This is a genomic window from Siminovitchia sp. FSL W7-1587 (genome assembly GCF_037963795.1).
In the GTDB taxonomy this organism is placed as follows: domain Bacteria; phylum Bacillota; class Bacilli; order Bacillales; family Bacillaceae_C; genus Siminovitchia; species Siminovitchia thermophila.
Genome location: NZ_CP150169.1, coordinates 358,221 through 381,352 on the forward strand (window position 1 = coordinate 358,221; position 23,132 = coordinate 381,352).

The 23,132-nt window shown below is 42.8% G+C and carries 22 protein-coding genes; 3 read left to right on the forward strand and 19 right to left on the reverse strand.

Going from position 1 to position 23,132, the window contains the following annotated elements; translation table 11 throughout:
- Positions 1-242 precede the first annotated feature (242 nt).
- Entirely contained in the window at positions 243-431 is a 189-nt protein-coding gene (gene rpmB, locus NST31_RS01700) for a 50S ribosomal protein L28 (RefSeq protein WP_205179456.1), read from the forward strand.
- A 91-nt stretch (positions 432-522) separates the two neighbouring features.
- Here rpmB and spoVM read toward each other — a convergent pair whose 3' ends face one another.
- From spoVM to NST31_RS01780, 16 genes are all read right to left on the reverse strand, one after another.
- Positions 523-603: a stage V sporulation protein SpoVM gene (spoVM, locus tag NST31_RS01705; protein ID WP_077111765.1), complete on the reverse strand. Its 81-nt coding sequence runs from the start codon at positions 601-603 to the stop codon at positions 523-525.
- 104 nt (positions 604-707) lie between these two features.
- Complete coding sequence (locus NST31_RS01710) at positions 708-1,364, reverse strand: thiamine diphosphokinase (RefSeq protein ID WP_339163530.1); 657 nt, start codon at positions 1,362-1,364, stop codon at positions 708-710.
- Between the two features lie 19 nt (positions 1,365-1,383).
- Positions 1,384-2,034, reverse strand: a complete 651-nt coding sequence (gene rpe / locus NST31_RS01715; protein ID WP_339163533.1) for a ribulose-phosphate 3-epimerase — start codon at positions 2,032-2,034, stop codon at positions 1,384-1,386.
- Between the two features lie 3 nt (positions 2,035-2,037).
- Complete coding sequence (gene rsgA, locus NST31_RS01720) at positions 2,038-2,919, reverse strand: ribosome small subunit-dependent GTPase A (protein WP_205179453.1); 882 nt, start codon at positions 2,917-2,919, stop codon at positions 2,038-2,040.
- 20 nt (positions 2,920-2,939) lie between these two features.
- A complete protein-coding gene (pknB, locus tag NST31_RS01725) occupies positions 2,940-4,895 on the reverse strand; it encodes a Stk1 family PASTA domain-containing Ser/Thr kinase (RefSeq protein WP_205179446.1) in 1,956 nt (651 codons plus the stop codon).
- A complete protein-coding gene (locus NST31_RS01730; protein WP_205179444.1) occupies positions 4,889-5,650 on the reverse strand; it encodes a Stp1/IreP family PP2C-type Ser/Thr phosphatase in 762 nt (253 codons plus the stop codon). Before NST31_RS01730 ends, pknB begins: the two co-directional genes overlap by 7 nt.
- Positions 5,651-5,692: 42 nt before the next feature.
- Positions 5,693-7,030 (reverse strand): 16S rRNA (cytosine(967)-C(5))-methyltransferase RsmB, encoded by a 1,338-nt coding sequence (gene rsmB, locus NST31_RS01735; RefSeq protein ID WP_205179442.1) that lies wholly within the window; start codon positions 7,028-7,030, stop codon positions 5,693-5,695.
- 3 nt (positions 7,031-7,033) lie between these two features.
- Positions 7,034-7,978: a methionyl-tRNA formyltransferase gene (gene fmt / locus NST31_RS01740; protein WP_205179440.1), complete on the reverse strand. Its 945-nt coding sequence runs from the start codon at positions 7,976-7,978 to the stop codon at positions 7,034-7,036.
- A complete protein-coding gene (gene def / locus NST31_RS01745) occupies positions 7,971-8,474 on the reverse strand; it encodes a peptide deformylase (protein ID WP_205179438.1) in 504 nt (167 codons plus the stop codon). The genes fmt and def overlap by 8 nt, the downstream gene beginning before the upstream one ends.
- A 23-nt stretch (positions 8,475-8,497) precedes the next feature.
- Positions 8,498-10,903 (reverse strand): primosomal protein N', encoded by a 2,406-nt coding sequence (gene priA / locus NST31_RS01750; protein ID WP_205179436.1) that lies wholly within the window; start codon positions 10,901-10,903, stop codon positions 8,498-8,500.
- Positions 10,900-12,105 carry a bifunctional phosphopantothenoylcysteine decarboxylase/phosphopantothenate--cysteine ligase CoaBC gene (gene coaBC, locus NST31_RS01755; protein ID WP_205179434.1) on the reverse strand — a complete coding sequence of 402 codons (1,206 nt, stop codon included), beginning with the start codon at positions 12,103-12,105 and terminating at the stop codon, positions 10,900-10,902. Before coaBC ends, priA begins: the two co-directional genes overlap by 4 nt.
- Before the next feature lie 112 nt (positions 12,106-12,217).
- On the reverse strand, positions 12,218-12,430 hold the full coding sequence (gene rpoZ, locus NST31_RS01760; RefSeq protein WP_077111776.1) for a DNA-directed RNA polymerase subunit omega: 213 nt from the start codon (positions 12,428-12,430) through the stop codon (positions 12,218-12,220).
- Between the two features lies 1 nt (position 12,431).
- The gene (gene gmk / locus NST31_RS01765) at positions 12,432-13,046 is read right to left on the reverse strand and encodes a guanylate kinase (protein WP_339163543.1); all 615 of its coding nucleotides are present in this window, start codon (positions 13,044-13,046) and stop codon (positions 12,432-12,434) included.
- An 11-nt stretch (positions 13,047-13,057) separates the two neighbouring features.
- Positions 13,058-13,315: a DUF370 domain-containing protein gene (locus tag NST31_RS01770; protein WP_077111778.1), complete on the reverse strand. Its 258-nt coding sequence runs from the start codon at positions 13,313-13,315 to the stop codon at positions 13,058-13,060.
- A 46-nt stretch (positions 13,316-13,361) separates the two neighbouring features.
- A complete protein-coding gene (locus NST31_RS01775; protein WP_077111779.1) occupies positions 13,362-14,237 on the reverse strand; it encodes a YicC/YloC family endoribonuclease in 876 nt (291 codons plus the stop codon).
- An 82-nt stretch (positions 14,238-14,319) separates the two neighbouring features.
- The gene (locus NST31_RS01780; protein WP_339165457.1) at positions 14,320-17,007 is read right to left on the reverse strand and encodes a calcium-translocating P-type ATPase, SERCA-type; all 2,688 of its coding nucleotides are present in this window, start codon (positions 17,005-17,007) and stop codon (positions 14,320-14,322) included.
- Positions 17,008-17,138: 131 nt separating this feature from the next.
- On the opposite strand from NST31_RS01780, the gene NST31_RS01785 reads away from it, so the two are divergent.
- Positions 17,139-18,848, forward strand: coding sequence for an NFACT RNA binding domain-containing protein (locus NST31_RS01785; RefSeq protein ID WP_205179430.1), 1,710 nt, complete (start codon positions 17,139-17,141; stop codon positions 18,846-18,848).
- Positions 18,849-19,744: 896 nt separating this feature from the next.
- On the forward strand, positions 19,745-19,906 hold the full coding sequence (locus NST31_RS01790) for a hypothetical protein (protein WP_205179429.1): 162 nt from the start codon (positions 19,745-19,747) through the stop codon (positions 19,904-19,906).
- Positions 19,907-20,094: 188 nt separating this feature from the next.
- On the opposite strand, the gene NST31_RS01795 is transcribed toward NST31_RS01790, so the two are convergent.
- From NST31_RS01795 to NST31_RS01805, 3 genes are read right to left on the reverse strand one after another with little or no spacing between them, the layout of a single operon-like run.
- Complete coding sequence (locus tag NST31_RS01795) at positions 20,095-21,429, reverse strand: hypothetical protein (RefSeq protein ID WP_077111783.1); 1,335 nt, start codon at positions 21,427-21,429, stop codon at positions 20,095-20,097.
- Positions 21,430-21,441: 12 nt separating this feature from the next.
- Complete coding sequence (locus tag NST31_RS01800) at positions 21,442-22,272, reverse strand: ThiF family adenylyltransferase (RefSeq protein WP_077111784.1); 831 nt, start codon at positions 22,270-22,272, stop codon at positions 21,442-21,444.
- Between the two features lie 11 nt (positions 22,273-22,283).
- On the reverse strand, positions 22,284-22,487 hold the full coding sequence (locus NST31_RS01805) for a hypothetical protein (RefSeq protein ID WP_205179428.1): 204 nt from the start codon (positions 22,485-22,487) through the stop codon (positions 22,284-22,286).
- Positions 22,488-23,132 lie beyond the last annotated feature (645 nt).

Genomic DNA, 23,132 nt, shown 5'->3' on the forward strand with positions numbered 1-23,132 from the left:
TGTAACCATCAACTGGCGGTTTGAGCAAAAAAAGCAAACAGTTCGCAAGAAAGCAACCGAGCGGCACCGGAGTGTAGTGTGTTAGAGAACACCGCGGTAAAGCCCGACGGCTTGTCCGCAACATCAGCGCTGGCACATCCAGCACACCCGATGTGCGCGCGAGGGAAGCAATCAAGAAATGCGGCGCTTCTTTTGGTCAACAGTTGATTTATGGGGATTTATATGGATTGGAGGGAATCTTTATGGCGAAGCAATGCGTCATTACCGGGCGTAAAACAGCTACGGGCAATAAACGTTCTCATGCTATGAATGCAAACAGACGCACATGGGGTGCCAACTTGCAAAAAGTGCGGATTTTAGTGAACGGGAAACCAAAGCGGGTGTGGGTATCAGCACGCGCACTCAAATCAGGAAAAGTTCAAAGAGTATAATGGCAGTGAGAAAATTGCTCTTTCTTATGAAAGGCAATTCTCTCTATAAAAAAGGGCGCCTATTCGTATAGGTGCCTCTTTGCATTTTGATTCAACCTTTTTTAAATGTACTAAGCATCGCCCGTACTATGCCGCCTAAAAACCTCGGAAGCTTGATCGTGTAAAACTTCATACAGGTCCCCTCCTCACCGCTTTAAAGAGAAATAGCTGTTTTCACTCTTATCTTATTCAACATGTATTCATTAGTACACGAAGCAAACAAACATGTTAGAAACATTAATCCATGCTCCTTATCATCATTAATATGCCTTTTTCAAAAGAAAAATGACCGGTTTGCCGAATAAGTTCATTGCTGACGCATAGTGAAGAGCCGAGCGGAACCGTATGATTGCGTAATGGATATTTGAAACCCGACAATGTAAGCCCTATAACCTCGTTAAACACGGGAATAAAAGAGACATATTTTTTTGCGGTGTCCTGCTCAATGGTGTGCATGCCGGGCAACCAGACTGAAATTGTATTATTTGTATCAATTAATTCAAACATAATGTCAGGGTATTTCTGTTTATAGGCCGCCACCAAAAAGGCGTTTGCCATAAAATGATCGAGTCTGCCACCGGTTGCCCCAAAAATAACGATTTTTTTCGGTGTTTGCCCGACGGCCCACAATAAAGCCAGTTCCATGTCTGTTTCATCTTTTTCCGGGCGAAACTTGTGAATCGCGGGTACTTTCTTTTCAATTTGCTGCCACTCTTCCTTACTGATCGAATCAAAATCCCCAACAGCAACATGGGGGGCGATACCTGCCTGGAAGATTGTGCGAACCCCGTGATCGACCCCTGCCCAAAGTACGGGATGATCGATAAACAAAGACAGATCCGGGATTAAATTCCTCGGACCTCCAGCAACGATATGGATGATTGGTTTTGTCATTCCCAACGTTTATTCCTTTCTAAACGATTTCTTTACGGATTTCCAGCAAGGCTTTTTTTCTGTCTTTTTGTTGAAAAATAGAGGAACCGGCTACCAAGACAGTCGCGCCGGCTTCTTTGCATAGCCTCGCCGTTTCGGGATTAATGCCGCCATCCACTTCAATATCAAATTGAACACCATGTTTCAGCCCCATATTCCTTACTTCGGTAATTTTGGGGAGCACGGAATGAATAAATGATTGCCCGCCAAATCCCGGATTTACTGTCATCAACAAGACCATATCAATGTTGTCGAGCACATATTTTATCGATTCTGCCGGTGTTGCCGGGTTAAGAACAACACCGGATTTTATCCCTTGCTTTTTGATCTCATCCAGTGTTCGATGCAAGTGGGGCGAAGCCTCGACATGAACGGTCATATAATCCGCCCCCGCTTTGGCGAATGCCTCAATATATTGATCCGGATTTTCAATCATAAGATGAACATCAAGAGGGAGCTCTGTAATAGACCGGATCGCTTCTACTACTGCGGGGCCCATCGTGATGTTGGGGACAAAATGACCGTCCATGACGTCAATATGAATCAAATCTGCTCCTGCGGCTTCAACTTCTTTAATTTCCTCCCCCAGCTTTGTAAAGTCCGCAGCCAATATGGATGGCGCTATTTTCATAACCTAATACCTCGGCTTTCTCTCTTTAATTTCTTCCAAAAATTTCTTGTAATGTTCATATCTGTATAAACAAATATCGCCTTCTTCGACGGATTTTATCACCGCGCACCCCGGTTCATTTACATGAAGGCAACGACGAAACTTGCAACTTGCACTCGCTGCAAAAATTTCCGGAAATGCTCGTCCTAATTCGGCCTCCTCCATCTCGGGAAATTCTAGGGAACTAAATCCCGGCGTATCCGCAACAAGTCCTTCACCAATTTGCAGCAATTCAACATGGCGGGTTGTATGCTTGCCTCGTCCAAGATGTGATGAAATATGTCCTGTTTTTAAATCAAGCTCTGGTCGCAACGCATTCAAAAGAGAAGATTTTCCGACACCTGACTGTCCGGCTAGAACACTCACTTTTGAATCAATATGCGGCAAAAGCTGGTCTATCCCTTCACCGGTCAAAGCAGACACCAAAATAACATCATAGCCGATCGTCCGATAGTCTTCCACATAACGATCAAGTTGCTTCCTCTCCTCTTCCAAAAGCAAATCAATCTTCGTCATGCAAATAATAGGATGAATATTGTTTGCCTCCACAACGGATAGAAAGCGATCTAGAAGAAGTGTGTTAAAGTCCGGTTCTTTGGCGGAAAAGACCAGGATGCCCTGGTCAATATTCGCTATTGGCGGACGTGTCAGTTCATTTTTTCTCGGCTCAATCGCCATAATATAACCTTCTTGCTCATTTTCAGCCTGAAATGTAACATAATCGCCAACGAGCGGATGTATATTCTTTTTGCGGAAAACGCCTCTTCCCCTGCATTGGACTATTTGATCTCCCGCCAATACATAGTAAAAACCGCTTAACGCTTTAATAATCTTTCCTTTGGTCATGGCATCCTTCCTTTCAAATATTAATCATTTGGATAAGGCACTTCCTCTTCCAGTATGACTGTATTGTCCCTCACCACTTTATAACCGGCTTTTTTGTCTTTTTCAACCTTTAATTGGATCTCCCTCTTAACATTGGAGTTGATTAAAAAAATTTCTGCAGGAACCGTCATACTATGATTCATATCCTCTATAAAGATTCTTACTTCTTGAGATTTCCCCTTTTCTGCGGGTTCATATGGAATCGTAATTTCTTTTGTCACGGTTTTGGGGGGGATTTCTTTTTCCCCTTTGGAAATGACCACCTTGACTGTATCGCCCTTTTTTAGTTCGGTCCCTGCGGCAGGCTCCTGTGATATGACGAGACCTGCATCAACTTCGTTCGAATATTCTTCCGCAGAGGAGTCAATCGTTAAACCAGTAGATTCCTCGTAGCTTTCCAAACCTTTTTTATTGTACCCTCTCAAATCTCTTAGCGTAATTCTCTCTGCCCCTTGGCTAACGGTGAAAGTAACCGTCGTTTCGGAAGGAACTACTTCCGATCCAGGTGAAGGATCCTGCTCAATGATCGTCCCCGGTTCTTCGTCTGAAGTCACCATTTCTTTTTTAATTTCCTTAAAGTCTTCATCATTCAACAATGTAAGAATGTCTTCGTACGGTCGTCCCGTGTAATCTGACATGACGAATTTTTCTTCTCCCGTACTTAAATAAATGTCGATGACACTGCCCTTTTTAACTTCCCGACCCGCTTTGGGGCTTGTTTTAATGACTTCGCCTTCTTTAAACTCTTCATCCGGGGTTTCTATTGTTTCACCGACCTCCAAGCCGGCATCAACCAGCGCCAGAACTGCATCGTCGTATTCTTTTCCGCTTACATCAGGTACGTTGACAATTTTCGCCCCAAGGACTGCTGGCAAAATAATGGTAAACAACAATACCAATAAAAGTGCAAGGGTTATGATCGATCCAATAATCCAAAGCAACTTTTTTCTCGGCTTTTTCTTCTTCTTTTCTTTTTTCTCGGGGTTATTGTCCGAACTGTTAGGATGAATAACCGTTTCGTCCCCTGAGGAATTGATGTCATGATCCGTAATAACCGGAATGGCTTTTGTCGCCTCTTCATCTTCGGGAATCAAAAATTTAGGCTCTTGCAGCCGATCCGGGTCAAGGGCCGTTTCTAAGTCTTTTTCCATCTCATCTACATTATTGTAGCGTAAAAAAGGATCCTTTGCTGTTGCTTTTAAAACAATATTTTCAACACTTTGCGGGATATCTGGATTCCACCGTCTTGGAGATGGGGTTTCTGACTGCAAATGTTTCAGTGCAATGGATACCGCCGATTCCCCGAAGAATGGGAGCCTTCCCGTAAGAAGTTCAAACATGACAATCCCGAGTGAATATATATCTGACTTTTTAGTGGCCATGCCTCCGCGCGCTTGTTCAGGAGACAAGTAATGAACGGAACCCAAAACGGCATTCGTATGGGTAATCGAGGTTGCGCTTAAAGCCATGGCAATGCCAAAATCCGTAATTTTGACGGTTCCTTCATGATCAATCAATATATTTTGCGGCTTTATGTCGCGATGGATAATGTGATTGTAATGCGCATGGGAAAGTCCGGATGTTAGCTGTTTCATAATGTCAAGCGTTTTTTCCACCGATATGGGATGATTTTGTTGTATGTATTGTTTTAACGTCATTCCATCGACATATTCCATTACAATATAGTATATATTTCCTTCCTCACCCACGTCATATATATTGACAATATTGGAATGAGCAAGGCTCGTAGCGGACTGGGCTTCTCTTTGAAAACGGCGGATAAATTCGTCTTCATCTGCGAAGTCAAGTCTCAATACTTTTACAGCCACATCCCGGTCCAAGATCATGTCGTGGGCCAGATAAACGTTCGCCATTCCTCCTCCGCCAATTACTTTTATGATCTTATAGCGCCCGCTTATCCTTTTTCCGATCAGCATCCATTACACCTGCTTTCACCGCGGGCTTCATATTCAATAATGGCGAGTGAAATATTGTCCTCACCGCCGTATTGATTAGCCATCTGTATCAATTTTCCGGCTTTTTCTTCTACATCGCCCTGTTCATTTAAAATTGATTCCATCTCGTCCTTCGTTACCTTGTCCGACAAACCATCGGAACAGAGCAATATTTTATCCCCTTCTTCAAAGGTGATTGTTTTCGTGTCCATTTCGATGTCCGGCTCGGTTCCAACCGCTTTTAACACGATATTTTTACGTGGGTGATGGGCCGCATCTTCAGGCGTAATTTGCCCTGTTTTCACCAATTCGTTGACAAATGAATGATCTTCCGTTAATTGTTTATACCCTTGTTCATTCATCACATAACAGCGGCTGTCCCCGATATTGGCCACCGTCGCAAATTTATCGGTAACAATGACCGCCACAATCGTTGTGCCCATGCCCTCATACTCTTTGTTTTCCCGGGAATATTTTAAAATTTGCTTGTTGACCGCCGTTATATTCGTTCGAAACCAATTTTCTGCCTGAGCAGGGGTCTCCATCGTATCCACTTGCTGCCACTGATCTTTCAAATGGCTTACAGCACATTGGCTTGCCACTTCCCCTGCCTTGTGCCCGCCCATCCCGTCTGCAACAATGGCAAGATAATCGCCGCGATGATTTACAAAAACACCACCGTTATCTTCATTATGCGGCCGGACTTTTCCCGTATCTGTTTTAAATATTGCTTTCAATTGCGATCCACCTCATCCCATAAGTCAATTTGGAACGACTTTTTATTCTTCCTTTTTTCTAAATGATGAAATGAAAAAGCCGTCACTGTCAAAATCTTGGGGCATGATTTGCACGTAATATCCATTTGCCAAGGCGGATATCGCCTCCGGCAATTGTAATGGATACGGTTCAAAGTCAGGGTGATCAATCAGAAAGTTCTCAGCAACTTTTACGTTTTCTTCCTGATCAACCGTACATGTACTGTAAACGAGCACCCCGCCTGTTTTCACAAGCTTTGCTGTTGCATTCAATATATCGGCTTGAACAGTTTTCAGGGAATAAATATCTGCCGCCGTCTTGGCATACTTGATGTCCGGCTTCCGACGCAGAACACCTAAACCCGAACAAGGCGCATCTACGAGCACCCTGTCAAAGGATTTCTCAGGAAATATCTCGTTTACCTTCCGGCTGTCAAGTATTTGGACTGTTATGTTTTGAAGGCTTAACCGGTTCGCCTGCTCGGTAATCAATTTTGCTTTATGGGCGTGAAGATCGAGCGCAATGACTTCCCCTGTATTTTCCAGCATCTCGGCAATATGAGCCGCTTTGCCCCCGGGAGCCGCGCAAGCATCAAGCACCTTTTGACGGGGAGAAAGGTTGAGCGCGTAGGCGGCCAGCATGGAGCTTTCATCCTGAATGGTAAAATATCCCTTCTCATAATATTTCGAATGCGCCAAGTTGCCCTTGACAGCTCGAACAGAAATGGGAATAATGGGGCTCGGCTCTGCAATAAGGCCTTCTTCTTCCAGTAATTCAAGCAAGTGTTCCCTTGACGTTTTTAACACGTTTACCCTCGCTGTTTGAACAGGAGCCTGCAAATTCTTTTCACACATGTCTTGCGTTTTTTCAAGTCCATACTGAGTGATCCACCGCTCGACCAGCCACTGTGGGTGGCTAGTCGCAATCGCCAGGCGTTGTGCGGGATCTGAGATAGAATCCAGGGATGGTATACCGTTTCTCTGAATGGACCTTAATACACCGTTCACAAGCCCGGCAATACCTCGATGGCCACGTTTTTTGGCTATTTCTACTGCTTCGTGAATAACAGCCCGATCAGGAATTTTATCCAAATAAACCATTTGATATACGGAAAGCCGCAACAAATTGCGAACCCAGTTCTCCAATTTCTTTTTAATAAACGGCTCCAAATAATAATCAAGGGTCATCTTTCTTTGGATTGTTCCGTAGACCATTTCTGTCAGCAAAGCCGTATCAGGCCCTTTTAATTGATATTTTTTAATGAAGCTGTTCAGCAGAAGATTGCTGTATGACCTTTGTTTTTCCACTGCTTCTAATATGTCCAATGCAACTTCGCGAACGTTTTTCGGTGGCTTTTTCATGTTTTATTCTCCTAAAAGATCGCCTTCTTTGATGGAAGCCCCTGCTCCTCTTAAATATTGGGACGCTGACATTTTTTTCTTCCCCGCAGGCTGCAATTCCAATATTTTGATGCCTGTATTGTTTCCCGTGGATACTAGAAAACCGTCTTTTTCAACCTGGACAATCGTTCCCGGCTTCTTTTTTGCTTCGATATGCTTTTTTTGCGCTTGCCAAATTTTTAAAATGTCACCGTCGAAAGTTGTATAGGCAACCGGCCAAGGGCATAAACCGCGAATATGATTGTATATGTCTTCTCCGGAAGAAGACCAGTCAATTTGTTCTTGTTCACGGGTGATGTTGAAAGCATAAGTTGCTTGTGATTCTTCCTGGGGACGGGGATTTAGTTCACCGGCGAGAAGCTTCGGAAGTGTTGTCGACAAAAGGGTTGCCCCTGCTTCACTCAGCTTGTCATGCAAGGAACCGACGTCATCTTGTTCGGTAATGGGAACTTCCACTTGACTGATAATATCTCCGGCATCGAGTTTTTCAACCATATACATGATCGTGATCCCTGTTTTGGCCATCCCGCGCATGATGGCGTGGTGAATCGGCGCCCCGCCCCGAAGCTCAGGCAACAAGGAAGCATGGACATTTATGCAGCCGTGTTTAGGAGCATCCAAAATGGGGCTTGGCAACAGTTGCCCAAAAGCAGCCGTGACGATCAAGTCCGGGGAAAGCTCCAGGATTTTGTCCGTTTCTGCTGCTTCACTGATTTTCTCAGGCTGGTAGACGGGAATATTCCACTTTTCCGCTTCTTTTTTTACAGGCGGCGGCGTCAATATCCTTTTCCTGCCAACCGGCCTGTCCGGCTGGGTAACGACTGCGGCCACATCATACCCATCCTCGATCAACGTTCTTAAAATGGGGACGGCAAAATCGGGCGTTCCCATAAATATCACCTTAGTCATTCAGTTCGCTCCCTTCCAATGTCGCCAATTCAGATTCCGTTACATATTCAGTGACTTTTGTTGTAAACAAAATGCCTTGCAAATGATCAATTTCATGCTGCAGAGCCCTGGCTAAAAAGCCTTCGGCTTTTATGGAAAATACTTGTCCATGCCGATCCATTGCTTTTACAACGACAATGCGATGGCGTGGGACCTTTCCATATAAACCGGGCATGCTCAAACAGCCCTCTATATCAGTTTCTGAACCACTTGCCTGTACGATGACAGGATTAATCAGTTCAATATACTCATCACCATATTCCTCACCAATGTCCACGATTGCAATTTGTTGACCAACGCCTATTTGCGGAGCGGCTAGCCCAACTCCATCAGCGGCGATCATTGTTTCATACATATCATTCAACAGTGATCCAAGAGCTTCGTCAAAAAGAGTGACACGTTCACAGCTCTTCTCCAACATTTCGTTTGGATGACATACGATGGGTAGAATAGCCACTATGAGTTCCTCATTTCTGTCAGTTATATCATCATATAAGGATTAACATCGATGGAGATGGATAATCCCTCTTTTGAAAGTTTCGTTTGATAATGTTCAAGCACTTTCTTCAATGCTGGAAAAAGGTTCGGTTCCCGCTTGTATTTTATCAAACATTGATAACGATATCTATCATTGATTCTGGGGATGGGGGATGCGACAGGCCCCAATAAAATGGCATCTTGCGATATTCTTGCTTTCATATAGTTGGATATTTTTTCGGTAACGGAAATGACTTTCATTAAGTCTTCGTGTTGAACCGTGATTAATGCCAGATAGTAAAAAGGAGGATATGAGCCAAGTTTTCTCATGGCCATTTCCTGCCTGTAAAAACGATCGTAATCCTGCTTCCCCGCAAGCTGGATGCTGTAATGTTCAGGTGAATATGTTTGAATGACCACTTCTCCAGATAATTCATGTCTTCCTGCTCTCCCGCTCACTTGCGTCAGAAGCTGGAACGTTTTTTCGGCAGCGCGAAAATCCGGCAAATGAAGCATCGTATCGGCACTTAATACGCCAACAAGGGTAATATTGGGAAAATCTAGCCCTTTGGCAATCATTTGTGTTCCAAGCAAAATATCCGCTCGTCCCGCCTGAAAATGGTCTAATAGCCGTTCGTGGGCACCTTTTCGTCCAGTTGTGTCCACGTCCATCCTGATCACCCTGGCCTCTGGAAGCAATTTAGAAAGCTCTTCTTCCACTTTTTGTGTTCCGGTACCAAAATAACGGATATGCGAACTTGCGCAGTCCGGGCAGGTTTGCGGCGCCTCCGTTTGAAACCCGCAATAATGGCACTTCATTTCATTGGAATAGCGGTGAAATGTCAGCGTAATGTCGCAGTGCGGGCATTGCATGACAAATCCGCAATCGCGGCACATTAAAAACGTAGAATGACCGCGGCGATTCAAAAATAAAACCGTTTGTTCCCGTTTGGCAAGCCTGTCTTTGAGTTTTTCAAAAAGCTCTTTGGAAAACATCGACCGGTTGCCGCTTCTCATTTCCTCCCGCATATCCACAATTGCTACCGAAGGTAACTGTTTTTCATTCATCCTTTTAGACAATGTCAACAGTTGGTAAACTCCTTTTTGAGCCCTGGCAAACGACTCGAGTGAAGGTGTGGCGCTGCCAAGAACGACTGGGCACTGATGATATTTTGCCCTTTCAATGGCAACGTCCCGGGCATGATAGCGCGGTGTTTCTTCCTGCTTATAGCTCGTTTCATGTTCTTCATCTATAATAATGATTCCCAAGTTTTCGAAAGGGGCAAACACGGCTGAACGCGCTCCGACAACGACTTTGACTTCCTTTTTTTGGATTTTGCGCCACTCGTCATACTGTTCGCCAATGGAAAGCCGACTGTGCAGGACAGCCACATCACTTCCAAATCGTCCTTTAAATCTTTCTACCATTTGCGGGGTAAGTGCAATTTCTGGTACAAGGACAATCGCCTCTTCCCCTTTTTTGATCACTTCATGAATGGACTGTAAATAGACTTCTGTCTTGCCGCTGCCTGTTACACCGAAAAGCATGAACGTTTGGTGGATATTTGTTTCAATCGTTTCCAATATCGGGCGAATGGCCTCTTGCTGTTGGGCAGTGAGCGGCAACGGGGTCGTCCGCTGAAAATGTTTGTGCTTATATGGGTCCCGATATACGTCTTCTTCTGTTTCAGATAAAATTCCCTTTTTGACAAGTGCCGCAATCGTTTGCCGGGGCACTTCCGCGCGGGCGGCCAAATCCCCCGCCTCAAATGATTCCTCTTGTGCAGCATGAATATATTGCAGCAGCTTTATTTGGTTCACTGCATTCTTTGGAAGCTCATCGGCAGCCACTCTCAGCTCATGATGTGGCACTGCCGGCTGCACTATTTTCATTTTTTTCGTTTTCGCCCGGTCCTTTACAAGATAAATGACTTCGGCATTGCCTTTATTGATCTCTTTGTGAAGATCAGGGAGCAGATTTCGTTTTTCTGCCTCCTTCCAGTCTATTTCCTGCTTTCCGCCAAATAAGTCGTCTAAAGAAATCAGTTTCATATGATCCGTTTTCCGGATGACTTTTTTATACTTTGCTTTCATGGCGGCTGGAAGCATTGCATGGAAGGAAGTGATCTTAAAAGACAACGTTTGTTCGGCAATCCACTCTCCTAATCTCAGAAGCTCCTTATTTAAAACGGGCGTCATATCCAATGGCTTACTGATGGATTTTAAACGTGGAACATCTGTCGTATCTTTCAACCCAATGACAAACCCTTGAATAATCCGGGGGCCAAATGGCACGGCAACACGCATTCCCGGCTGAATCATTTCCCGCCATTTTTCAGGTATGGCGTAATCAAACTCTTTATCTGTTCCAATTGCGGGAACATCAACAATGACCCGGGCAATTGTCATGTTTGCCATTCCCCCATTTGTGAAGCGATCTCCATTAGAATTTCTTTGGCAATATCCGCTTTGCTCATTATTGGTAACTCCTTCGCGGAACCATCCTTATGATAGATCGTTACGATGTTGGTATTCCCTTCAAATCCGGCTCCTTCAAGGGTGACATTGTTGGCAACAATCATATCGGCGTTTTTTCTTGTAAGCTTTTCTCTCGCATATTCTTCAACATGATTTGTTTCAGCAGCAAAACCTACCAAAAATTGATCCTTCTTTCTTTTTCCGAGTTCATAAAGGATATCTGTCGTTTTTTCCATCTCGATCATGATTCGGTCTGCTGATTTCTTTATTTTGGAGTCAAACATCTGCTTCGGCCGGTAATCAGCCACGGCGGCGCTCTTTATGATGATATCGGCTCCAACGGAATGTTTCATCACTTCTTTATACATGTCCTCTGCACTTTCAACATGTATCCACGTAACATCTTGCGGGATCGGAAGACGATCCGTTCCAGATATTAAAATGACGTTTGCCCCGAGCAAAGCAGCCTGCTCCGCCAATGCATAACCCATTTTTCCGCTTGATCTGTTTGTAAAGTAACGGACTGGATCAAGCTTTTCTTTTGTGGGTCCTGCCGTGACAAGGACAGTTTGATTTTGTAATACCGCTTGCTTGGGCGCAAAAAACTCCTCCACTTTTTCCAAAATAACGGCCGGGCTTTCCAATCTGCCCTTCCCCACATATCCGCATGCCAAATACCCCGATCCCGGCTCAATCATACGGACACCATATTCCAAAAGGGTTTCGATATTTTTTTTCACGGATGGGTGGTTATACATATGGACATTCATGGCGGGAGCAATCCATACGGGCGCAGTCGTGGCCAAAAGAGTCGTGGAGATCATGTCATCTGCGATGCCGTTCGCCAATTTCCCGATCATATTGGCCGTAGCCGGAACGACCAACACCAAATCTGCCCAACCCGCCAGATCAATGTGGGCAATAACAGATGGGTCATTTTCGGCAAAGGTATCTATATGGACTTCATTTCTCGAAAGAGCCTGAAATGTCAGCGGTGTAACAAACTTTACTGCGGAGGCGGTCATGATCACTTTCACTTCAAAGCCTGATTGAACAAGCTTGCTCGTTAAATCCGCCGCTTTGTATACTGCGATTCCCCCAGAAATACAAAGCAAGATTTTTTTTTTATTCACGACATATATCTCCTTTATTGTACACTTTTCTTATTTTCTTCTATTATGAATGATAATCGTGTTATAGAAAAGAAAAAACAACCTATCCTGGCGGACAGGTTGATTATTTTCCCTATTCGGCTAGCGCGTTGTCTTCGACCTTGACTTTGAGGACACCTTCATTTATTTCTTCCAATGCCTTGCCGACATATTTATGGGAAACGTATTTTTCCAAAAGAGGCTTGTTATGATCCTTCAGATCACGGGCTCTTTTTGCGGCAATGGAAACGAGTGAATATTTGGAGTCAATCACTTCCATTAACTTATCAATAGAAGGATATAGCATGTTATTCCACCTCCAGCATTTTTATGTATTTGTCGATGACACGTTCGCTGCGGCAATGTTCCGCCTGCACAATGGCATTAATTTTATCAACTGCGCGTTCGACATCGTCATTTTCCACAATATAATCGTACATGCTTGTTAATTCAATTTCTTTCTTGGCCGCTTCCATCCGATTATGAATGAGCTCAATGGACTCAGTGCCCCGGCCGACAATTCTTTTTTTCAGCTCGTCAAGGCTGGGTGGCATGAGAAAAATAAAAAGTCCATCTGGAAACTTTTCCCGAACCTGCTTTGCTCCTTGTACCTCAATCTCTAAAAAAACATCTTTTCCGGAAGCAAGTGTTTCTTTTACATAATCAATGGGAGTTCCGTAATAATTACCGACGTATTCGGCATACTCGAGAAGTTTCCCTTCCTTGATCAGCCGCTCGAACTCTTCCCTTGACTTGAAAAAATAATCGACCCCATCAACTTCCCCTTCGCGCGGCTTGCGTGTTGTCATGGAAATTGAATATGCAAATGTTGCGTCCGGACGGGAGAATACAGCCTTTCTCACCGTTCCTTTGCCCACTCCGGATGGGCCTGATAATACAATCAGAATACCTTTCTCTTTCATATGTCCGTTTCCTACCCCTCTTCCTGGCCATTCGATACTAACCGTTGCGCAACCGTTTCAGGCTGCACCGCTGACAGAATAATATGATCACTGTCCATTATGATGACGGCCCGCGTTCTTCTCCCATAAGTGGCGTCAATGAGCGTGGCACGTTCCCGTGCATCCTGAATCATCCTTTTGATAGGGGCAGATTCAGGACTGACAATGGAAATAATTCGATTGGCGGAAACAATATTTCCAAACCCTATGTTTAATAACTGTACCGGCATGCTGCTCCTCCCAGTATTGACGGTTGTTTGCTTTTACAACCGTTATTTACTCCAAATTTTGCACTTGCTCCCGTAGCTTTTCGATCAACACTTTCATTTCCACTACAAGCGACGAAATGTCAGAATCGCTTCCTTTTGAACCAATTGTATTCGCTTCCCTGTTCATTTCTTGGATAATGAAATCGAGTTTCCGACCGACGGGTCCCTTGGAGTTCATTGTTTCTGTAAACTGTGCGATATGGCTTGCAAGCCTGGCCAGCTCTTCACTTATATCGGATTTATCGGCAAAAACAGCCGCCTCCGTTGCGATTCTTGTGTCATCTAACATGTCGCCAGCCACATCTTTCAATTTCTTTTCAAGTTTTTTCCGATAAGCCATTTCTGCTTTTGGAGCCTGCATCTTTGCCTTTTCTACGAGGAGATGTAACGAAGAAATGTGGTTTGCCAGATCGGAAAGCAAGTTTTCTCCTTCCCTTATCCGCATTTCCAGAAGTTTATCTGCGGCTTCTTCAACAGCCTCCATCAGGACAGTAACAAGATCGTCGACATCTCGCCTGCCTTCGCTGACAACTACTGCTTCATCAATATGTAATACATCCGTAACCGACAGGTCTGAAGGCAATTGATACCTTTCGCTGGCCTGCTGTATAAACTGATAATAACTGTCTAAAAGATTCCAGTCAATATGCAATTCCTTTGCCGCATTCCATGTGCCAGAAAACGTTGCATGAACCTCTACCCGGCCCCGCTTTATGTATTTGTTTAAGCATTTTCTTATTTCCATATCAGCGTAGGCGAAAGCTTGGGGTAATTTGATGCTATATTCCAAAAAACGGTGGTTAACCGTTTTTATTTCTACTTGAATGCTCAAATTTTCCGTTTGTTTTATGCTTCGTCCAAATCCCGTCATGCTTGCAGCCATTCACAGTCACTCCCGGTCGCTTCATACACAATAAGAAAGGTAATAGCTTCATCCTATTACCTTCATCGATTATATCATAACATTATTTGTTTTTTCTTGAAAACAATGAACCTGCCAATAAGAAAGTCGGGAAACAACTGAGACCCAATACCAACAACCAGTCCAAAGGTAAAATGGGGACAGTATGAAAAATCGGCTGGAGTACCGGGATATAAATAACCGCCACAGTCAGCAATGCCGAGGAAATGACAGCCCAAACCAAGTACTTGTTTTCAAACGGATTTCTTGAAAAAACGGATATTTCGCTTCGGCAATCAAAAACATGTATAAGCTGGGACAGTACAAGGGTAGTAAAAGCAATCGTCTGGGCATAGGAAAGATCAGAAGGATCCCGTCTGTAGACGATGATAAAAGCAATTAACGAAACGATGCCGATCAAAAATCCGCGGGAAACAATTTTCCACCCTAGCTTGCGGGCAAAGACACCTTCCTTTGGATGCCGCGGTTTTCTGTGCATCACATTTTCTTCAGGCTGGTCCAACCCAAGAGCCATGGCCGGCAATCCATCAGTTACAAGATTGACCCATAAAATTTGAATGGGGACCAACGGAAGCGGCAGGTACAAGAGCATCGCGAATAACATCACAAGAATTTCCCCTACATTTGAAGCCAGTAAATAACGGATGAATTTACGAATGTTTTCATAAATGTTCCGCCCTTCCTTGATGGCGGCCTTGATGGTGGCAAAGTTATCGTCAAGTAAAATTAAAGAAGATGCTTCTTTTGACACGTCTGTTCCAGTAATTCCCATGGCAATTCCGATATCAGCCGCTTTGATCGCGGGCGCGTCGTTTACCCCGTCACCGGTCATGGCGACAACATGGCCTCTGTTTTGCAATGCCTTGACAATCTTCAATTTATGTTCTGGAGATACCCGGGCAAACACCCCAACATCCTCAACGGTTCCTTCCAGCTCCTGAACGGACATATCGTCCAGCATTTGTCCGTCCATCACGTTTCTGCTTTCCTTTCCTGTTTCCAGTATCCCCAATTGTTTGGCAATGGCCCGGGCGGTAACGACGTGATCGCCGGTAATCATGATGGTTTTAATTCCGGCCTGGCGACACTCTTCAACGGCGGCTTTCACTTCGGGACGCGGCGGATCGATCATTCCGAATAACCCGATAAACGTCAGGCCGCTTTCGGCCTCTTGAGCCGTTTGCGGAATGTCTGGGGAGTGGAGTTCTTTGCAACCGACGGCAATCGTCCTCAATGCTTGGACAGCAAGCTCCTCGACCGCCCCGTCTACCTCTTTTCGAATGAAATCATTAATCGGTTTTACGGTTTCGCCCCATAAAGCCCTTTGGCATTTCGTAATGAGCACATCCGGTGCCCCTTTGGAAATAATCAAACGGCGGCCGGAGCGATCCTTGACAAGCACACTCATCATTTTTCGTTCAGAATCAAACGGATATTCTTTTTCAACTGTAAATTCATTTAATAGCGTCTGTTTTTCATATCCCGCTTTCAAGGCAGCAATCAATAAGGCGCCTTCCGTCGGGTCTCCATCCAACTCGACTTCATTACCAGTAACAGAAACGGAGGCGTTATTGCATAAGGCTCCAAAAATGAGCAATTGTTGAAGTGTTTTTTCCTTCAGCACGTCCACCTTATGATCCTGATAAAAAAAATCGCCCTCAAGATGATATCCGGTTCCCGTTACATCCCAGTCTTTTCCACCATTCCAAATTTTTGTCACAGTCATTTTGTTTTGGGTCATCGTTCCGGTCTTGTCCGAACAAATAATAGATGCGCACCCAAGTGTTTCAACAGCCGGCAGCTTGCGAACAATCGCATTTTTTCGTATCATCCGCTGCACGCCAAGAGATAATGCGATCGTAACGATGGCCGGCAAACCTTCGGGAATAGCCGCCACAGCCAAGGAAACTCCCGCCAAGAACATCGTATAAACATCGTGGCCATGGATGATTCCCGTAATGACGACAAGTACTGTCAAAACAAGTGCCACAGAAATCAATATTTTTCCGAGTTGATCCAACCTTCTTTGCAAAGGCGTCATAACGGATTCGGCTGTCTGGATCATTCCGGCTATATTGCCCATCACTGTGGACATTCCAATAGCGGTCACAACCCCTACCCCATTTCCGCGAGTAACCAACGTTCCCTTAAATGCCATGTTCGCCAAATCCCCTAGCGGAGGATTCGTTTCAGCAATGGGTTCTGTAAATTTCGGAGCAGGGATGGATTCACCAGTTAAAGCAGATTCCTCAATCTCCAAATTATTTGCGGCAATAATCCGCATATCAGCGCCAATCCGGTCACCGCTTGCAAATTTGATAATATCCCCGGGAACAACTTCTTTCGAATTGATCTTTTGCCATTCGCCATCCCGCAACACAGTAACTTGCGGAGCCGATAAATTTTTTAACGCCTGCAGGGACTTTTCTGCTTTATTTTCCTGTAAAAAGCCTAAGAAACCGTTTATTAAAACAATGACCATGATGGCCACCGCATCTAGGTATTCACCGAGGAGTCCGGAAATAAGCGTAGCTGCCAGAAGAACAAGCACCATAAAATCTTTAAATTGGTTAAAAAAGAGCAGGATAGCCGACGGCCGCTCCCCCTCGGACAATTCATTCCAGCCGAACTTCTCCCGTTTTTTATGAACAGCTTTACGAGTCAAACCATGCGTTATATTCGTATGAAGTGTTTGTTCCACTTCTTCTAGTTTCATTTGATGGAATTTCAACAAGCAACACCCGCCTTCCCTTCAAAAGAAGTAGTAGTTGTCCTTATCACTCCATGCTTATTCAGAAAGAAAGGCTTTCATGATATAATTTTTCCTACGGGAAATTTATTTTAAGCAAAGGAATGTTTTATATGGCTTTTGACGGCTTATTTACACGTGCAATGGCAAAAGAACTGGATGAAGCACTTACGGGTGGAAGAGTCCACAAAATTTACCAACCTTACAAAAATGAAGTTATGATCATTATCCGCAATAAGGGAAAAAATGTAAAGCTACTCGTTTCCGCGCATCCCAATTATTCCCGGGTTCAAATAACGGAAGAAACAACGGTCAACCCGGAAGAACCCCCGATGTTTTGCATGATACTCAGAAAACATTTGGAACGCGCCACCGTCCAAAGTGTTTACCAGCCGGGCCTTGAGAGGATCATTGTCATAGAAATGAAAGGAAGAAACGATCTTGGGGATGAGACGATCAAGCAGTTGAAGATCGAAATCATGGGCAGGCACAGCAATATCATTCTTGTAAACAAGGACACTCAAAAAATAATTGACAGCATCAAACACATCCCTTCATCATTGAACAGCTATCGAACGATATTGCCCGGCTCAACTTATGTTTATCCGCCTCCCCAGGAAAAAGAAGACCCATTTAAAGCGGACAAATTGGATATATTGAAGCATATTGACTTTAACGCCGGCAAAATCGACAAACAAATTGTCCAGCGGTTTGCGGGCATTTCACCTGTTGCCGCAAAGGAAATTGTATTCCGAGCGGGATTGGTGAACCCCAAAACGCTGCCTCCGGTGTTCCTAAACATAATGGAAAAACTAAAGCTGCATCAATATGATTATTCGTTGACAGTAACTGAACATAAAAGCGACTTTTATTTGTTTCCCCTCAAACATATTGGGGATAAGCATAAGTCTTTTACCAGTTTAAGTGAAATGCTTGACCATTTTTACTTTGGAAAAGCAGAACGGGATCGTGTCAGACAGCAAACGCTTGATTTGGAACGACTGATGAAAAACGAGAAAGAAAAAAATGAAAAAAAGCTTATTAAGCTTGAGGCCACTTTGGAAAAAGCCGAGAAAGCCGACGAGCTTCAACTGTTGGGAGAATTGCTGACAGCAAACATGCATGCTGTAAAAAAAGGCATGAAAGAGATTGAAGTGATCAATTATTATGATGAAAACGGTGGAAAATTAACCATCCCATTGGACCCCAGAAAAAGCCCGGCCGAAAACGCCCAGAACTATTTCAAAAAATATCAAAAAGCGAAAAATTCCATTCAGGCGGTCAAAGAGCAGATGGAACTGGCCATGGAAGAAATACGATATTTCGACGTTCTGCTCCAACAACTCGAATCAGCATCCGTAAAAGATATTGAAGAAATCAGGGAAGAGCTCATTGAAGGCGGCTATATCAGACGAAAAGCCAAACGCGGCTTCAAGAAAAAAAGCGATGCTAAACCGCTTATTGAGAAATATAGATCAAGTGACCAAACGGACATACTTGTCGGAAAGAACAATAAGCAAAACGATTATTTGACGAATAAACTGGCCCGCCGTGATGACATATGGCTGCATACGAAAGATATTCCCGGTTCACATGTAGTCATAAGAAGCAAAGAGCCTTCTGAACAAACGCTGCTTGAAGCTGCCATGCTAGCCGCGTATTTCAGCAAAGCAAAACATTCGTCTTCCGTACCGGTTGACTATACAAAGGTCCGCCATGTTCACAAACCAAAAGGAGCCAAACCGGGATTTGTCATTTACGATCATCAAGAAACGCTCTATGTCACTCCTGACGAGGAACAAGTCAAAGCAATGCGAATCTAAATGAAAAGTCCAACACCATCCGAATCTCTAAAAGGGTGAACTGTTCCATTTTCATTAAGTGAAACTTCATTCAGGAGGCGTTTTCTTCCCTCGCCTACTGAATGTTAGTTGAACGAACCAGGCATGTAGGTGCCGTTTTCTCCACTTAGACCTTTTGTATCTACTCAGGTCTTGAAGTAGTGTATTGGCACCTTACATGCGGGATAAAAAAGTTTGATCGTTTTCCACCTTTGTTATTCAAGAATAGCGCCCGATTCTGAAACAATGCTTCACTAAAAATTTTAAAGAAAAAAGGTATTATTAACACAAGAAATACCCCTGCAACAAACCCAGATATAACCTGAAATCTTTTTTCACTTTCCTTTCCAAAAAGACATCCCCTTAAAGTGATTTTCATTTATTTAATGTCTATTTTGGATTCCCAAACGAGTAATCAATATAGCAAAGAACGCTAATACAGAAAGGGAAAATGTAGTCCCGGTTACTACCCAATTTATTTCTCCGTTCCGAAGCATACTCACAACTATAATTCCTGTGAGGACACCCGCAATAAGTCCGAAGTATGCCTTTGATATTTTAGCCATAATGTCGCCCCCTAAACAAAATTGATCTAATTGAATCATATCACTTAATCAAGATAATGGGTCGATTGTTAAATAAGGAAAATCCTGGATTAAAAATGGATTTTTAATCAATCTTTATTATCAATTCTCAATCTTTATTTTAAACAATCGAATTTTGTTCCAAGTGATCAATCTGTTTTATAAAAACTACATTAGTCCGCTAATAGGATGGAGAACAAAGGCTAAGATCGCGCCGTACATCCTGTACTTCACAATGCCTTGGGATCGGCATCTTGAAAAAGAAGAGGGCTTTTTTGTGCGGGAGATGTCTCGTTGCCGAAGTTTTTACTTGATCCGAACCAATCAGGCGTTTACTGGCAGTTGACCCCTGTTACCATTCTCGTTTTACCTCGATTGCTTGAAATAGGACTTACTGGAAGTTTATATTGCCACGGAGGAGCCAAGCGGTTTGTTTCAATGCGGATGGGAAAATGAAATGGACGGTGAAAAACATTATATCAGGAGTAAGAGCAGGCCTGAGGATGGGAGGAAAAAGGTATTCGAATGATCCATTTCAGATAAAAAAATTCAAGGTTGAATATTCAAGGAGAATTGGACACCAAATGTAGCAAGCGGTATTGTGTCTAACAAAAGTTAAATAATGGCAACACTTTTTTTATGGGTTATCCAGTCTTCTCCTTTTTTCCATCTTCATTTTCTTTGTGTGATATCCATTTCAACACTCCATAAAGGGTTGCCGTTTCTATTAACATGGCCGAAACAAGCGATATGGCAGCTATCATTGCGCCAGGAAGGGAGGAGCCCATATTAAGAAAAAGCAGCACCAGTGTCATGACAATGATATTAATATACATTGAACGTTCCACATACTTTTCTTTTTCTAAGCAAATTAATCTTCCGCGCAAGTTACTTTGAATCGAGAAAAAAATAGGAGTGATCAACATAATGGCTGTTGAGACGTTAGCCAGATAAAAATACTCCTCCTGTAATCCCATCAATTTTATATAATAAAGTTCACCTAGTGGGGTAACGACGACAGTTAATAAAATAGCACTTAAGCTGATCCCTAATAGTAAGCTGAAGTTCCGCAAATGGATGATAGACTGAACGTTATTACTTAGATTAATGGTTATGTTCTGCAACTCAAGAGCAACTCCACCGATCATATAAATAAAACTAAGAACAATTTGCCATACCACTAAAGACTCCTCCGCAAGATTTGGCGCGTTGCTTATCCCTATCAAAAAAATAGGTGTATCCAAAGTAAGTAAAAACCCTGTAATAGCAAGGGGGGAATGTGACTTCCATATCATTGAAATACTGACGATATCTCCAGTAGCAGGGATATTTCTCTTCGTTTGCTTTCTCCAGACTGTCACTACAATCGCTTCAACAAATGCGCTAATGACCAAAGCATAAGCGCCAACCATTACACCATCAACTGAATGGAATAGATAAAAAAAAGCAGCAATCGTTATTCCTGAAAAAAGCCGAAATAAAGTACTCAAAGTAATGACTTCAGTAGCTTCCCGTTTAATCCAGCGGCCTTGATATACCCTTCTCCACGCAACTGCTAAAGGAGAAAAGCTTAAGACTAAACATCCTTGTTTAATAAGTTCCATTGTATGAGAGTCATTTATAGAGAGAACCTTTTCAAAAAACCAATCGAAAATAGGAGTAGTCAGGAATAACCATCCACACACTACTAAACAAGTACTGTAAATGAGAGAGAACCTTAAAAGACGAAAAAATGAAGGTTGGTTACTAGACAATTTTGCGCTGACAGATGTCAAGTACTGCACAGTGCTATTCAAAATAAATATAAAACCCAGCCCCATACTAAAAGCGATGATGTTTTTACTGGGATCTTCCATTCTTGATATAAAAAATAACATGATAGGAACTTCAATAAAAAGAATACTTGTACTAAGTGCCAATGGAAACCACTGGCGAAATATTTCTTTTTTTGAGTAAACCTTATTCAGTTTTTCCTTCATCAGATACCACCCTTAAGCATGCTCATAAGTGATAAGAGAATGACAGATACAATCAGGTTTAATGGCATGTTCAATATAATCAAATGCCATTTTTTCAGTATTAATATGAAGCGTTTTGCCTAAAACAGAAGGAGTTGCAAATCCTGTTAATAATTTAATCATTTCATGAACAGCAATGGATGCAACCATTAATACATTTGCACCCATGATAGCAGCGTCGTATTTATGTTCATAAAAAAACTTATCGATAGGCAATAAACCTAAACATTCATAACAAGGTGTTTTTCCTGGAATGACCATAGGGCCTACACGAGAAGCTTTATCACTAGAACCAATGCTTACATATGGAATATTTGCTTTTAAACAAGCTCTTGTTACCCAAAGTGCAGAATAGTATAGAGGTTCGTCGATGGCATCAAAAACAAAATCTGCACCTTTTATAATTTCATATACATCTTCTGTTGACTCAACACGCTTATTATAAAATTCACAATTAACACTCGAGTTAAAGGAGGTTATATGCTTTTTAATTGCTTTCACTTTAAGATCGCCAATATCGCTTTCTTTAAAAAATATTTGTGATGGAAGATTAACTTCTTCTACTGTATCGAAATCCACCCCAACTATGTTTCCAATTCCTGCGGCGGATAAAAGGCTGATAAGCGAGGAACCACCTGCTCCAATTCCTACTACAGCTACAGTTGAATTTTTAAGTTTTTCCTGTGCCTTTCTAGCGTTAAAACCTTCCCTTTCGAACAATGCAAAATAATTAATTTGGCGATCCCACCTCTTAAGCAAATACGGATCAATAGGTGTTTTAGGTACATCAAAATCTCTTAACAAATCAAACTCATCTAATTGTTGTAGCCATTTTTTCCCAGCGGAAATTTATTACAAATATCTTCGTATGTATGTTCTCCGTCTAACATTTCAATAAAATTAATGATTTCATCATTTACATCTTCAATTTTAAATTTATCTGTTCCACGACCTATACTAAGAATGTTCCCCTGTAGTATACAGATGTACTCACTTTTAATGCCGGGCTTTTTCATCATTTCAGCCTCCTAAAAGGTTAATACTTAAAAGGGTGGCGATATTTCTAGAAATATCGCCATTGAAAAGTCAAACAACACTAGATTTTTTTCACGTACCAGATGCGATCTTCGGTAGCATTTTTTTCATGTTTAATCTTTAGCACAAGCTCACCTCCCAAAAGTCAAATCGGGATTCAGCGAAATACCAATTTGACATGTAGAGACCATAGTAACTTGAGTGAAGAAAGATGTCAATATTTTAACATAATTTTCTGTAAAATGATTAACTCAAAATTCGACAAATTTATCCCAGACTTTCACCAGAGGGAAGTGTATGATTTTAAAAATATTCAGCCGCATAGAGCGGTCTCTTTTGGGTTAACGCTTCAAAAAGATTGGAAGCGGCAAGCCGAATTCAACAAAAGGTGTTTTTCTTTGAAGCTGGTTGGTTGGAAACTACAGCCTCTGCTGACTTCTTTCTGTTTAGCTGCCACATCACCGAACAGATGGACTAACCATCCCTTTACTTCATGCCAAACGCGCAGTCTTTTCTTCTACTTTACTTATAAAACTATCGATTTGGTAATCTCAGCCAATTATACCTAGCCTATATGTAGTCGGGTTCCTATTCCGCCTCGAAACGCACATTATTGATCTAAAGTTAAA